The organism is Pedobacter africanus (assembly GCF_900176535.1).
Classification (GTDB): domain Bacteria; phylum Bacteroidota; class Bacteroidia; order Sphingobacteriales; family Sphingobacteriaceae; genus Pedobacter; species Pedobacter africanus.
This window is the reverse complement of record NZ_FWXT01000001.1, coordinates 240,044-253,839: the sequence shown is the minus strand read 5'-3', so window position 1 is coordinate 253,839 and position 13,796 is coordinate 240,044. Positions and strand designations below refer to the sequence as shown.

The window sequence follows — 13,796 nt, the reverse complement described above, 5'->3', positions numbered from 1 at the left end:
CTAATCCAAATGAACCACCAAAATGAAAACCCGAAACGCCCCGCAGGACCAGCCTGGATCAGCCGGAAGAACCTGAAACTGGAAAGATTGCTTAGCCAGTCGTACCGCAAGGATGAGTTACTGGTCTTTTACAAAAGAAAACCGACAGAAAAAGATGTAAATACCATCCGTGAGTCTTTCCGGAAAGCTGGTTTTAAGGCTGATAACATTCAAATCGGCAGTTGTGGCAATTGCGATATCCCGGTACAGCGCTGGAGGGCCAAAGGGATCCATACCCTGCTCAGCGGCAATTCCATCAGGGCCGGATCGGGGCCTGCAGCTACCACCGTAGGGGAATCCTATTCCCTGAACTTTTTAAACCAGGTGCCGGCCCCCTCAGTAAACGAACTTGACGAAGGCCTGAAGCGTAGAATTGAAGCAGGAAGAAAACATAACCCACAGCACAAGAAGCATGAAATTGTGATTGCGGTACTGGATACCGGCTTCGATCCTAAACTGGCAGACCCGCAATATCTTTGGGGGGAAGCAGCTGGAACGAAAGGAGAAAAATGTTATCAGGATGTACATGCCGGCTGGAATTTTGTGCAGGACAATGGCAATTTTGAAGACGATAACCCTGCCCGGCATGGTACAATAGTAAGTCAGTATATCATCAACCAGTTCAAACATTCCAAAACCAATGGGGTAAAAATCATGGCCTTGAAAACCCATGACCGGAATGGTGTGGGCGACCTGTTCAGCATCATCTGCGGTATCAATTTCGCCATAGCCAAGGGGGCAAAGATCATCAATGCCAGCTGGGGCTTTTATTACTATTTTGATACGCCGATGCCTTACCTGAAAACGCTGATTACAGGTGTACTCAGGAAAAAGGGCATTCTGTTTGTCACTGCTGCGGGCAACCAGATCGCGGCCGACGATTTAATTGCCCGGCAGATCTATCAGGCAGAATACGGGGTCACCTTAACAGACGATCAGCTGCGTAACCTGGCCATTCATAACTTTTATCCCGCCCAGCTCAGTACGGCAACCAATAGTGTAATTGTGGCTACAACTACCGATGGACGCACCGTGAGCGCTACGCAAAACTATTCAAACAAGTTTGTGGAACTGGGCGTAATGGCCGATCAGTTTACAAGGCTGGGAATGGATTTTGAAGTGCCCTTTGAAGGTGTGGTGGGTGCTTTTATCAGTGGTTCATCTTTTGCTACGGCAATTGCCAGTGGTACTATAGGTGCCAATTGTGATCCCGCACTTTATGTGCCTGGTATTCAGAAACAAGCCTTTTTACAATCGCTGAAAACAATTGGGCTTGCTGATGGCAGCGGAAATATCCTGACAGACCTGCCCCCGCTTAGCAAAAAGTATGTGAAAAACGGATCCTGTCTGAAGTAAGCGTATGCGGCCTTTTCACCGGATTTGTATATTGTTGTTGATCTTGCTGGCCCCCAGGATAAATGCAGCGCCTGTGCCCGATAGTCTAGTGGTTAAAAAGGTCAATGCAATCCATGGAGACCTGAGTTATAGTCCGGCGAAAAAGATAAGCCTGTTCAAACAATTGCAGGAACGGCTGTTCCGGTCCCATTACCCTAAAAATGCGGCGTATGCATTGCTCGTACACCGTCTGGGCGATGCTTTCGATAAGGCTGGTGATCCTGAAAAGGCTGTGTTTTACACCAGGGAAGCAGTAATGGTCAACTCCTCGGGAGCGCCGGATACTGATCCTTCGTTCCTGGTCAACAGTTATTTTAACCTTGGGGTCTTCTACAAGCGTTTACATTTACTTAAAGAGGCCCATCATTATTTTACGCGCTGTATTGCCACAGGCAGCAGGTTTCCTGATAAATACTTTATCGTTTTCATGGCTTTTGAGCAACAGGCCTATGCCTGGTACCAAACAGGAGATTACCAGGAAGCGGTGCAAGCTGCAGATGAAGGCCTCAGGTTTGCTGCAATAACGGGCGACCAGAATGCGCGGGCCGCGTTATTGGCCCAGCGCGCCCAGGCAGCAGGAGAACTTTCGCACTTTGAAACGGCAGAGGCAGATGTGAATATGGCCATTGCGCTGCTGGAAAAATCAGGAAACGATCCCGTACATCTGGCCACTTGCTACTCGGTATATGCAGCCATCCTAAGCAAAAGCCATAAACCTGATCTGGCGATACGGTATTACCAAAAGGCTTTCGCATTGAACAAGGCCAATGGCAATCTGGAGCAAAGTGCAAGGGACCTGCAGGATATGGGTTGTGTATATGCCGATGTACTGAGGCAGGGCAAACAGGCACTGGCCTGTTACGCCCAGGGAATTGAACTGGCTACAGCAGTTGGCGACGTATACCAGCTGTCTGCTTTGTATGCCAATATAGGGGTAGTACATGGATATGCAAAAGACTATACCCAGGCTTTAAAATATTACCAGAAAGCGCTGAATACCCTGCCCATAAACTTTAACAATACAAGCCTGAGCGTCAATCCCGATGTTCAGCAGTTGAAACTGGTGGCCAACGATTATTTTATGGTGACCATCCTGTCCAACAAAGGCGCTGCGCTGCTCCAAAGATATAAGCAATTGCAGAAAAGGGAAGACCTCCTGCTGTCGCTGGCCACCTTTGAGCTGGCAGACCAGTCGCTCGATTTCATGCGCTGGAAACAGAGCGCCAGCGAAAGTAAATTGGTATGGCGACAAAACACCAGGGAAATGTATGCGCATTGCCTGGAGGTATGCTATCAGCTGAAAGCGGTTGATAAGGCCTATTACTTTCTTGAAAAAAGCCGGGCAGTACTGTTAAACGATCAGCTAAACCAGACGGTAGCCGAAAGCCTGTTACCGGAAAAGGAGCGGAGCAAAGAAAAGCAGTTGCGCATAAAGGCAGGTATACTGAGCGGGCAGTTACTGGTCAATTCGTCAAAAGGAGCAGATTATGCCCGGGCAAAAGAAAAATGGCTTAATGCCCAGCAGCAATGGGAAAATTACATTGCTGCCCTGGAACGAAAATATACGGCCTATTATCGCTATAAATATGACCGCTCGGTCTATCCCTATGCAGGTGTAAGCAGTAAAATGGGCAAGGATAAAAGTACTTTCGTTTCCTATTTCCGGGGTCAAAAGATCATTTACGCTTTAATGGTCTCCGGGCAAAAGCAAAGGCTCCTGAAAATTAATTATCCTGATTATGAACAGCAAAGCAGGTCGTTGATGGCCTTATGCGCTTCGCCCGCATTGCTGAACCAGAACTTTACTGCATACCGTAAGCTGGCTTTCAGGTTGTATACCAATTTGTTTAAATCGCTGGCAGTGCCAACCGCCCGTGTTGTTGTTTCGCAGGACGGACATTTTATACCCTTTGAGGTCCTTGTTTCTGATACCGGTGCAGCAGCAGTAGCCTACCTGGCCAGAAAGCATGCTTTTAGTTATGTACCTGCTTTCAGGGTATTAATGAAAAAGCAGCAGGAATTTGTGGCTTCAGGAGATTTTCTTGGAATTGCGCCTTTAAATTATGCTTCGGGATCCGGTCTTTCCGATTTGCGGGGATCTGATCTTTCATTGCGCAAAATTGCCGCGCTGTTTAAGGGACCACTGTTGCTAACAGGTGCGCAGGCCACTAAAGCTGCTTTTTTGAAAAATGCAGATAAGCATGCCTTGGTTCAGCTTTATGCACATGCAGATGCCAGCAGCTACGATACGCCGGATGTGAACATACAACAGCTACGGGAACCGGTTTTGTATTTGGCCGATGCCCCGGTCCGCCTTTCGGAAATACAAAAACTTCAGTTTAAGCACACCCAGCTGGTACTGCTTTCTGCCTGTAATACGGGTATTGGAAGGCAGGCAAGCGGCGAAGGGGTGTTCAGTATGGCCAGGGGCTTTATGGCTGCGGGTGTTCCTGCAAGCATTGCCAGCTTGTGGCAGGTAGACGATCAGGTCACCTATAAACTTACAGAATCTTTTTATGCGCACCTGCGCGAAGGGCTGCCCAAAGACGTGGCCCTGAATACCGCAAAACTTGACCTGATTGGGGACGAGGGTAGGATGCACACCCTCCCTTACTACTGGGCAGCTGCAATTTTGGTGGGAGATGCTGCCCCATTGCCTCCTGCAGATCATAAAAATCTATATTCCTGGATCGCGGGATCCCTGCTGATTGCTGTTTCAATGCTGTTTTTCTGGCTTAAAAGAAAAAAATAAAAAAAAGTTTAAAATGTTGTTTCCCTTCTGGTAAAGACCACGACTAATGTAGTGTGTCTAGACAACATAGAAAATTGAATTATTTAAACCTTAAAAAACAGAAAAAATGAAAAATCTATTCATCCCATTGTGTGCAGCTTTAATTGTTATGTTTGGAACTACGGTTAAAGCTCAGCAGGAAACTGCAAAAGGTCTGATCGTTAATACTTCTTCACAGGCCGAAGTTGACAAAATCCTGGAAAGCTTAAAAGGTCAGGATCCCTCTACCTATCGTTTTACGGTTACCAATTCAAAAGGCGGCCGTTTAAGCTCCAAAACTTATGGTACAGCAGCGCTCGGCAGTATCGGTAAAATCGGTGGTACTTCAAGGCCGGTTGGCGGTGGCGTGGCAGCTAATGACATTGTGATCCTGGTTAAAAACGTATTCTCGGGCAAGGAAATACAGGATGCTGTAATTTCTAAACTGAATACCAATCTGTCGAAGCAAGCGATTAAAACCGTACAGATCAACAGGACGATGAAAGTAATGAGATAAAACGACCCTTACATCACCTATTGTGGGGCGGGCGATACGGCCCGCCCCTTTTTAATCCCAAAACCAAAAATCATGAAAAATCTACACCTAAAATTGTTTTTCGGTATACACTTGCTGTTTGTTTTTGTTGGTTCAAACCTGTTTGATTACAAAAGTAAATTTATAGACAGTATTGTACTGCCATATGCATCCTATACCGGCGGTGGCTTTGGTTACAGTTTCTTTTCGCCTAACGTAGGCAACCAGACTGTTGTTAAAGTTTATACCTTAAGGTCTGATAAAACCCTGCGGCAGGATGCCTTTGGCACCGGGACCAGCATGTTCGACAGCAGGTTCGGAGCTGCCATCCACACTTTCCGGAACAGAAAGGCCTACGAACTGATGTCGCGTATTGTGGCCAGCTATGTTTTTGCCAAATACCCGGGCTCTGCTATAGCCCATATCTCGGTGGGTGAATACCAGGTGCCTACGGTTACAGCCTACCGCTTAAACCAATCGTCCGCCACCTACAGGGAGGTTTACACCGGTACCTATACCCAATAAACCCTTAAACTTTACCATCATGAAATCTCTTCAGCTTAAACCAGGCTTCCAGCTGGCCATATTACGCATCGGGGTTGCTATTGCAGTGCTTTTTAAGATCTTTGCCGAATTTAATGATCTGGACATGCTTTTCAGCCAGCAAGGTATTATTCAGGGGGTGCTTTCCAAGCCAATGGCCGTAAAATATGCATTGGCACTTCCTCTGCTGACCGATTTTTTTCATATTCATAATGAGCATCTTTTTCTCAGCATCACTTATATTGTTTTTGGTATTGCTGCTTGCACATTGTTGCTGGGCTATCAATCCCGGATCAGTGCTTTTATCTGTCTGGTTATTCATATGATGATTTTTAACGGCTATAACCTGCTGGCCTTTGGCTTCGATGGTTTTCTGTTCTCGCTGTTGTTCTACACCTTTGTTTTTCCGGTAGGCAAGGTCTATGCAATTGATGAGGTGAGGGGGCAGGCCGGTCCGATAAATGCCGAAAACCTTAAACTTTACCTGCTGGTGTTACAATTGCACCTTTGCATGGTATACCTTACAGCAGGGGTTTCTAAAAGTGGTCAGGACTGGATGGGAGGGACTGCGATCTGGAAGGCCATCAATCAGCCACAGTTTTATACGGATTTTACTCCACTCTTCCGTAATCTGTTGAGTTTTCCGGGCATGTCGGCGCTTTTAAGCTGGGCTACGCTTTTTATAGAAGCATTTTTTCCGGTACTGATATTTATACGGTTTATGCGTATCAACCAGTTAACGCTTATTGCTGCTGTAATGATGCACCTGTTTATCGGCGCAGTAATGGGGCTGCAGTTATTCGCCTGGATCATGATCGTATTTGATCTGAGTGCTTTTGCCGGTGTATTTCTGCAAAAGAGGACGGCAGAAGCTGTTGGTTTGCAGAGCGATAAGATTAGTAACTATATGTACCTGACAGGAAAGCGATAGCCTGATGGTACAGCGCTAACAGACTAGCCTGGTTGTGTCCATTCCTAAAAAAAGTTTACATAAGAAAGTTTTCAAAACTTAAGAAAATGAGTATTACAAATGAATTACCCCGTAAGGGAAAATTAGGAAAAGAATCTATCCATTCTGATAGTTTCAGGATCCAGGTAGCTTTAGAGTATTTAGATGGCGAGTACAGCCAGAGTCAAGTTGAAAAAAAATACGGCTTACCAGAACTGTTTATCGTTTTGTAAATTGGTATAACGATAATGTCCGATACTGGAATTGGTTTACATTATAAAGATAATGTACAGCCAAGAGGCAGCAATAGTACAATATAATTTTCTCTGTATGGTTTATTTCTTTTAAAAGCTTAGACTTGTAAAGTTTTTAGATAAATTTATACCGGGAGTTGATACGATGTCTGCTTACAGTAAACTTAACGATACTGAACTGATTGCTTTATTAAAAGAAGGCAATAAGCAGGCTTTTGCGGCTATTTTTGATAAATATAATAGCCTGCTTTTTGCCCATGTCTATAAAAAATTACGCGACAGGGAAGAAGCAAAGGATATTGTGCAGGAAGTTTTTGCAGCTTTATGGTTAAAACGTGATCAGTTGAACCCCCAGAGCAGTTTGGGTGGATACCTCATGCTGGCCGTAAAACATAAAACACTCGATCTTATTGGTCATAAAAGTATTGAATCAAGGTATTTTGATTCACTGGCAGGCTTCGCCAGCCATACTGAGGGGGCTACAGACCACCGTGTGCGTGAAAAACAGCTGCAGGATATCATTAGTCGTGAGATTGCTGCGCTGCCACCAAAAATGCAGGCGATCTTTCTGATGAGCAGGGTAGATCAGCTTAGTCATAAGGAGATCGCACAAGAGCTCAAGGTTTCGGAAGAAACGGTAAGTACCCAGATAAAAAGGGCTTTAAAAGTACTTAGGGTCAGGCTCGGACTAGTCCTTTACCTGGCCATGTTCTTTAAGCTGTAAGCACAGCTAATTTTTTTTCATTTCTTGTCACCCCTCTGCCTTACTTATTCTTTATGGTAGTAATTGAAGATAAAAAAGCTGTCAGACTATGACCAATGAAGAAGCAAAGGAACTGATCTTAAAATACAATACCGGACAGTGCACACCTGAAGAGCAGCAGCTGGTGGACCAATGGTACCAGCAGTTTGCTGTTGATGAGCACACAGGATTGTCGGAAACAGATTTTGAGGTCCTGAGAAAAGAAATGTGGGCTGCTGTACCTACAGAAGCACTTCCCTCAAAAACGCACAAATTATGGCCACGTATTGCAGCTGCGGCTTCAATCATATTGCTGGCAGGTGTCGGACTGTGGCTTGGCAGTTCCTATATCCCGGGTTTTCAGGACAGGACTGCACAATATGCTCATGATGTTGCGCCGGGCAGGAACAGGGCAACCATCACGCTTGATGATGGTAAAATGATAGACCTTAGCGACGGTAAATCAGGAGTGGTTATGGGCGATGGAAAATTGAGCTATAATGATGGTAGTCCGGTAGCAACTGCGTCAAGGGCAAGTCGGACGGCAATGGCAAGTGTGGTAACCCCGAGAGGTGGTACCTATGAAGTGGTGTTACCCGATGGCACTAAAGTACAGCTTAATGCATCTTCTTCTATAAAGTTCCCTTCCAGCTTTAAATCGTTGGCCGAACGTAGGGTTGAGTTAAATGGTGAGGCTTATTTTGAAGTAGCCAAAAATAAAAAGCAGCCTTTTATTGTAAAATCCAGAAACCAGGAGGTGCGGGTGCTGGGCACGCATTTTAATGTAAATGCCTATGACGACGAAGCGGCTACAAAAACTACCTTATTGGAGGGTTCTATCCAGATTAACCATAAAATACTTAAACCTGACCAACAGGCTGTACAGGCAGCTGGAAACATCAGTATCCGGGAAGTGAACGCAACAGATGCGGTAGACTGGAAAAATGGTGAATTTATATGCGACAATGAACCGCTGGAAAGCCTGATGAGAAAGATCTCCCGTTGGTATGATGTGGAAGTGGTGTACAGTAATCCTGAGCTTAAGGAACGTACTTACAGTGGTTCCTTATCGCGCTATGACCATGTAATTGGTGTGTTGAAGGCGCTGGAATTTGCAGGTACAATAAAATTTAAACTGGAGAACAGAAGAATTCAAATCTTATAAAATCATAAAACCTAAATCATGAGCAGAACTTTACCCTAAAAACCCTTCGGGTAGGCAAAAAAGAAGCCGGAAAGTGGTGGAACACAATCCGGCGGAAGTTTGAGCCAACCTTTCCCCGCGGGCGGAACCGCAATGGGATAAATAAATAGAACGACTATTCCTAATCAACTCAAACCATTACAAAAGTATGAATAAAAATGCTTTTTATTCAGGTTTGCTTCATCTGAAGCTGCCTGTAAAATTATTGTTAATCATGAGGCTGACCACTTTCATATTAATACTGTCGCTAACCCAGGTCAGCGCTGCAAGCTTTGCCCAGCGGCTGAACTACGTGAAAAAGAATGCAAGTTTAAAAGAGATTTTTGCTGAAGTAAAGAAACAAACTGGATACCATGTGTTTTATGCCGATCAGGGCATTGATGTAAACCGCAGGGTAGATGTGAGTTTCAGGAATACTGATCTTAAAACAGCTTTAACCTATGTAATGAATGAACAAGACCTGGAGTATGTGATCGATTCCAGGAACATCATCATCAAGGCCAAAGTACCTACGATACTGGATAGGATCATCAATGTATTTAAAACCATTGATGTTACAGGCCGGGTTGTAGATGAAGAAGGAAAGCCATTGGCGGGGGCAACAATTATTGTGAGCATGGAGCGCGATGCGATTGAAATTGTCAGGACCGGAAGCAATGGCATTGCAGTTAAGTTGAAGAATGCAGTGGCCATAACCAATATCAACGGAGAATTTACATTGAAAAATGTAGATGAACGGGCTTTTATTATTGTCTCTTTTCTTGGTTACAAACCACAGCAGTTAAGGGCTGCAAAAGATCTGGGCAACATCACTATGGAGCTCGATGCCGGAAAACTTGTAGAAGTTAACATCATGGTAAATACCGGTTATCAGACCTTATCTAAAGAAAGAAGCGCCGGTGCTTATGCCAAGCCGGATATGAAAATTCTGGAAGCGCGCTCCGGAACAACAAATGTGCTCCAACGCCTGGACGGGCTGATCCCAGGGCTGGTGATCAACAATTCTTCCAGCCCAACCGGAAACGGTGGTGTTGGAAAAAGTTCCAGTGGTAATTCTGTAATGATCAGGGGACTGAACACGCTGAATGCCAACCGCGACCCGCTGATTGTTTTAAATGGTGTTCCTGTTGATGACGTTGCAAAGATCAATCCCAACGACGTTGAAGATGTGACGATCCTTAAAGATGCAACATCTGCATCAATATGGGGTTCCAAAGCAGCTAATGGCGTTATTGTGATTACTACAAAGAAGGGCAGGGCCAGGGAGGCCCTGAGCATCAACTACGATGGCTTTGTAAACCTGCAGGGCAAGCCAGATATCGGAAACCTGAACATGTTGAACAGCAGTCAGTTTATTGAGGCTGCAAAAGCGGTTTTTAATCCGGCATTAAACAGCTATGCGACAATTTCTAAGCCCCAGGGTGCTGGTAAAGCCCCGGTAATGCCACATGAAACCATTTTGTATAACCTGGATAACCTGACCCAGGATCAGGTTAACGCCAAACTTGCGCAGCTGGCGTCACAGGATGGTGTAGCACAAATGAAGGAATTGTTCTACCGCAATGCAGTTTTGATGAACCATTCCATTTCTTTAAGCGGTGGGAACAATAAATACAGTTTTTATGGTTCGGGTTCTTATACCAATACCCAAAACAGCAGGCCAGGTGATAAAAACAGGAATTATGGCGTAAACCTTCGCCAGGATTTTCAACTGAACAAGCACATTAAATTTTACCTAGTTGCCGATCTGATCAATAATGACCTTGGCTCTCTTAATTTTAGCCAGCCTACGTCTGCATTCCTGCCTTATGTATTGTTTAAGAACCCTGATGGCAGTAATGCCGATTTATCGTGGGTTTATCGTGACAACGCCAACAGAACAGGCTATGAAAATAAAAGTCGTGTAAGCCTGGCCTACAGCCCGCTTGACGAAATGGGCAGGGGACGAACCAAGAGCAACATATTTACAGGAAGAGCCAATGCAGGTACTGTCGTAAACCTGCTAAAGGGGCTGAGGTATGAAGGAGTATTCAGTATCAGTAAGGCCCAAACCAAAACGGTAAATGATCTCGATCAGAACAATTATGATGTGCGGGCAGAACTGGCATCCTTTACCCCACTGGATGGATCAAAACCTTATCTTCCCGAAACTGGAGGTCGGCATAGCACATCAAATGCACTTCAAAGGAACTGGACCGTGAGAAACCAGCTAATCTTTGATCAGGCCTGGAAAAATGGCCAACATCAATTGATCTTATTGGCCGGACAGGAGGCACAGGAGCAATTTTACAATTTAAGCAGTTCTGTTGTAAGAGGATACAACAGCCAGCTGTTGAGTAACGCAATTATCGACTATAACTTACTCTCAGTCGGCGTCGGAAATGTGGTAATGCCGACCAGTTCAAGCGGTACGAGCTCGCTAAGCCCTGATTTTTACAGCGAAACAGAATCAATGGTCAGGATTTCTTCCTACTATGCCAATGGTGCGTATACTTATAACAATAAGTATACTTTAAATGCGGCAACACGTATAGATCAATCCAATTTATTTGGCAAAGATAAATCGGCCCAGAACAAACCATTGTGGAGCTTTGGCCTGGCGTGGCAAATAGGCAGAGAAGAATTCATGCAAAAAATGCCCTGGGTAAGTAAACTGGCCCTGCGGGGCAGCTACGGGCTTACAGGTAATTCCCCAAATCCAGGAAGCGCAGCGTCTAAAGATATTCTGGCCAAACTGTTTACCGGATATGGGATTCTGTATCCCGAGGGCACCGGACTGGAAATGTCTACCCCGGCCAATAAGAAGCTAACCTGGGAAACCACCCGCAATTTAAATGTCGGCATAGATTTCGCAATTTTAAAAAGTAGGCTGAGCGGCTCTATCGATCTCTATAACAAAAAAACCGAAAACCTGATCGGTGAAATGCCGGTTAACATACTTACAGGTTATGCCACCATTACTGGTAACGCCGGCAACATGACCAATAAGGGGATAGACCTGAACCTGAACTCCGTAAACATCAGTACTCCTGATTTCAGGTGGACCACCTTACTTAATCTGGGCTACAATAAAAATGAAATCACCTATGTTAACCGTGCTACACCTATCATCCGTGGCGATCAGCTGATCTCGAACCCTTATGTGCAGGGCTATCCGGCTTTCGCCGTTTTTGCCTACAATTATGCCGGTCTGGACAGTAAGGGAGACCCTCAGATCAGGCTTAAGGACGGTACAGTTACCAAGGCCAGATCGATTGCAGGCATAGACGATATGAAATACATGGGAACATTTCAACCTAAACTGAGCGGAGGGCTCAGCAACAGTTTTGGCTACAAGGATTTTGTTTTAAGCCTGAATGCAGTATATAACCTTGGATATGTGATGAGAAGGGATGTAAATTCCTTTTTTGGTGGACGTGGCTTAATTGCGAACAGTGGTTTTAACGCGATGTATACTGGTAACATCAATGCAGAATTTTCGGACAGATGGCAAAAGCCCGGAGATGAGGCCTTTACCGATATTCCGGCATACACAACTGCCCCGGTTACCGCTGCCCGTGGTAGCATGACGTATTATACCAATGCCGACCGGAACGTGCTTGATGCTTCCTATGTTAAATTGAGGGACATTACGCTTGCTTATAGTTTGCCAAAAAGTATGCTGGTAAAGCTGCGCGCCGATGCTGTAACATTTAGGGTACAGCTTTCCAATGTGATGTTGTGGAAAGCAAATTCACATGGCATTGATCCTGAATTTATGGATGCTTATGGCGGATGGGATGGTTCTGCAAATATCATTGGCATTTACAATGGTGGTTACCGGAAGGTGCCGGTTAACCAGCATACCATAACGTTTGGAGCCCATGTTACCTTTTAATCTAAATTTTGATCAAGATGAATATTCACATTAAAATATACCTCGTTATACTCCTGGTTACAGGCCTTAGCTCCTGTAAAAAGAGCTTCCTGGAAGTAGACCCGAAAGGAAAGGTAATTGCAAAAGTTACAAATGACTACAACCTCCTTTTAAACAATTCTTCCTATTACACCAATGGACAATTTAACCATGTGGTGATGGGAGATGAAATCGTTTCAGTAGAACCATACTATACCTCTATAGTTTCTATTCCAGCCAAACTTTCATTTCAGTATGCAGACGACATTTACCTGCCTACTGAAACCCCTGTAGAGGCTGCTGCCTTACTGAAATTATTGTATACCTACAATAAGGTTATCAATGAGGTAATGGAATCTGAAGGTGGTACGGAACAACAAAAGCTGGCCATTAAAGCAGAAGCTTTAACCAACAGGGCATGGATTTATCTCTGGCTGATCAATTACTATGGTAAGCCCTATGCTGCGGCCACAGCTGCAAATGACCCAGGCTTTTTCATCATTACTACTTCTGATGTAAACGTCAATAAATTTGAACGTGCTTCCGTACAGGCGGTTTATGATTTTATCCTTAACGATTTAAAAACTGCCATTCCAGAACTTTCACTTTCATTAGGTAGTAGAATGCGGGTGTCAAAATCGGCTGCCGAGGCTTTGCTCGGGAAGACCTATTGGTTTATGGGAAAATATGCTGAAGCCCTTGCACAGTTTAACAATGCGTTCACACATATGCCTACCAATTTTTCCATGGCTTTGTTCGACTATAAGGTAAACCTTGCCCCGGGAGGCGCATGGGGATATAATCCGGTGAGCAGTCCGGATGGATACGTTACTGGTCCGGCCAATGAACCGCAAAACCAGGAAGTCCTTTTCTATAAATCGATGCTGAGCGGCTATGCCTACTTTCAGAATGACTTTATGTTATCTCCGGCAACAATGGATTTGTTTAAAACAGCTGGTAATTCGGATGAAAGGCTGAAGCTTTATAGCGATAGGCAAAACGGCGGTGGTTTGATTGCTACACCAAAAGTTAGAAGAAAAGCAGGGTTCCCTTATATCCAGATTGGCATTACCTTGCCAGATCTTTACCTGATGCGTGCAGAATGCAGGGCCAGGGCAAATGATGTTGCTGGTGCGAAGTCGGACCTGGAAACGCTACGAAAAAGCAGGATGTCTGCCACCGACGCTACCGTTAACCTGACAGATCCCATGGATATGTTAAAGTTTGTTCTGGACGAGCGTATCCGTGAATTCGCTTTACAGGGCCATCGTTGGTTTGACATGAGGCGTTTGTCAACCGATCCGCTTTTTAACAATAAGACCTATACACACCAGGTCCTGTCAAAAACCGGAGATGTCATTGCCAGCTTTCCTTTGAAACCGGAACGGTTTACTTTCCGGATCCCTGGAAAAATCATGGATATGAATCCCGGAATAGTGAACAACCCTTAAACGAGATCCCAATTTAATT

The 13,796-nt window shown here is 44.9% G+C and carries 10 protein-coding genes; all 10 read left to right on the top strand.

Annotation, left to right across the window (positions count from 1 at the left end; all coding sequences use genetic code 11):
- The first annotated feature begins 9 nt into the window (after positions 1-9).
- The 10 genes from B9A91_RS00860 (at position 10) to B9A91_RS00820 (ending at position 13,777) form a co-directional block, all read left to right on the top strand.
- Positions 10-1,395 (top strand): S8 family serine peptidase, encoded by a 1,386-nt coding sequence (locus tag B9A91_RS00860; RefSeq protein WP_084236509.1) that lies wholly within the window; start codon positions 10-12, stop codon positions 1,393-1,395.
- 73 nt (positions 1,396-1,468) lie between these two features.
- On the top strand, positions 1,469-4,186 hold the full coding sequence (locus B9A91_RS00855) for a CHAT domain-containing protein (protein ID WP_159451598.1): 2,718 nt from the start codon (positions 1,469-1,471) through the stop codon (positions 4,184-4,186).
- A 106-nt stretch (positions 4,187-4,292) separates the two neighbouring features.
- Complete coding sequence (locus B9A91_RS00850) at positions 4,293-4,721, top strand: hypothetical protein (RefSeq protein WP_144008816.1); 429 nt, start codon at positions 4,293-4,295, stop codon at positions 4,719-4,721.
- A gap of 72 nt (positions 4,722-4,793) precedes the next feature.
- Complete coding sequence (locus tag B9A91_RS00845; protein ID WP_084236503.1) at positions 4,794-5,264, top strand: hypothetical protein; 471 nt, start codon at positions 4,794-4,796, stop codon at positions 5,262-5,264.
- Positions 5,265-5,283: 19 nt separating this feature from the next.
- Positions 5,284-6,213: an HTTM domain-containing protein gene (locus tag B9A91_RS00840; protein ID WP_084236501.1), complete on the top strand. Its 930-nt coding sequence runs from the start codon at positions 5,284-5,286 to the stop codon at positions 6,211-6,213.
- Between the two features lie 86 nt (positions 6,214-6,299).
- Positions 6,300-6,464 carry a hypothetical protein gene (locus B9A91_RS24050; protein WP_159451597.1) on the top strand — a complete coding sequence of 55 codons (165 nt, stop codon included), beginning with the start codon at positions 6,300-6,302 and terminating at the stop codon, positions 6,462-6,464.
- Between the two features lie 166 nt (positions 6,465-6,630).
- On the top strand, positions 6,631-7,209 hold the full coding sequence (locus tag B9A91_RS00835; protein WP_084236499.1) for an RNA polymerase sigma factor: 579 nt from the start codon (positions 6,631-6,633) through the stop codon (positions 7,207-7,209).
- A gap of 88 nt (positions 7,210-7,297) precedes the next feature.
- The gene (locus B9A91_RS00830; protein ID WP_084236497.1) at positions 7,298-8,392 is read left to right on the top strand and encodes a FecR family protein; all 1,095 of its coding nucleotides are present in this window, start codon (positions 7,298-7,300) and stop codon (positions 8,390-8,392) included.
- A gap of 253 nt (positions 8,393-8,645) precedes the next feature.
- Positions 8,646-12,308: a SusC/RagA family TonB-linked outer membrane protein gene (locus B9A91_RS00825; protein ID WP_159451596.1), complete on the top strand. Its 3,663-nt coding sequence runs from the start codon at positions 8,646-8,648 to the stop codon at positions 12,306-12,308.
- Positions 12,309-12,325: 17 nt separating this feature from the next.
- Positions 12,326-13,777, top strand: coding sequence for a RagB/SusD family nutrient uptake outer membrane protein (locus B9A91_RS00820; RefSeq protein ID WP_084236493.1), 1,452 nt, complete (start codon positions 12,326-12,328; stop codon positions 13,775-13,777).
- The last annotated feature ends 19 nt before the right edge of the window (positions 13,778-13,796 follow it).

Coding starts and splice junctions, on each gene's coding strand:
- B9A91_RS00845 (WP_084236503.1), top strand. CDS start 4,794: ATGAAAAATCTACACCTAAAATTGTTTTTCGGTATACACTTGCTGTTT.
- B9A91_RS00840 (WP_084236501.1), top strand. CDS start 5,284: ATGAAATCTCTTCAGCTTAAACCAGGCTTCCAGCTGGCCATATTACGC.
- B9A91_RS24050 (WP_159451597.1), top strand. CDS start 6,300: ATGAGTATTACAAATGAATTACCCCGTAAGGGAAAATTAGGAAAAGAA.
- B9A91_RS00850 (WP_144008816.1), top strand. CDS start 4,293: ATGAAAAATCTATTCATCCCATTGTGTGCAGCTTTAATTGTTATGTTT.
- B9A91_RS00820 (WP_084236493.1), top strand. CDS start 12,326: ATGAATATTCACATTAAAATATACCTCGTTATACTCCTGGTTACAGGC.
- B9A91_RS00835 (WP_084236499.1), top strand. CDS start 6,631: ATGTCTGCTTACAGTAAACTTAACGATACTGAACTGATTGCTTTATTA.
- B9A91_RS00825 (WP_159451596.1), top strand. CDS start 8,646: ATGAGGCTGACCACTTTCATATTAATACTGTCGCTAACCCAGGTCAGC.
- B9A91_RS00860 (WP_084236509.1), top strand. CDS start 10: ATGAACCACCAAAATGAAAACCCGAAACGCCCCGCAGGACCAGCCTGG.
- B9A91_RS00830 (WP_084236497.1), top strand. CDS start 7,298: ATGACCAATGAAGAAGCAAAGGAACTGATCTTAAAATACAATACCGGA.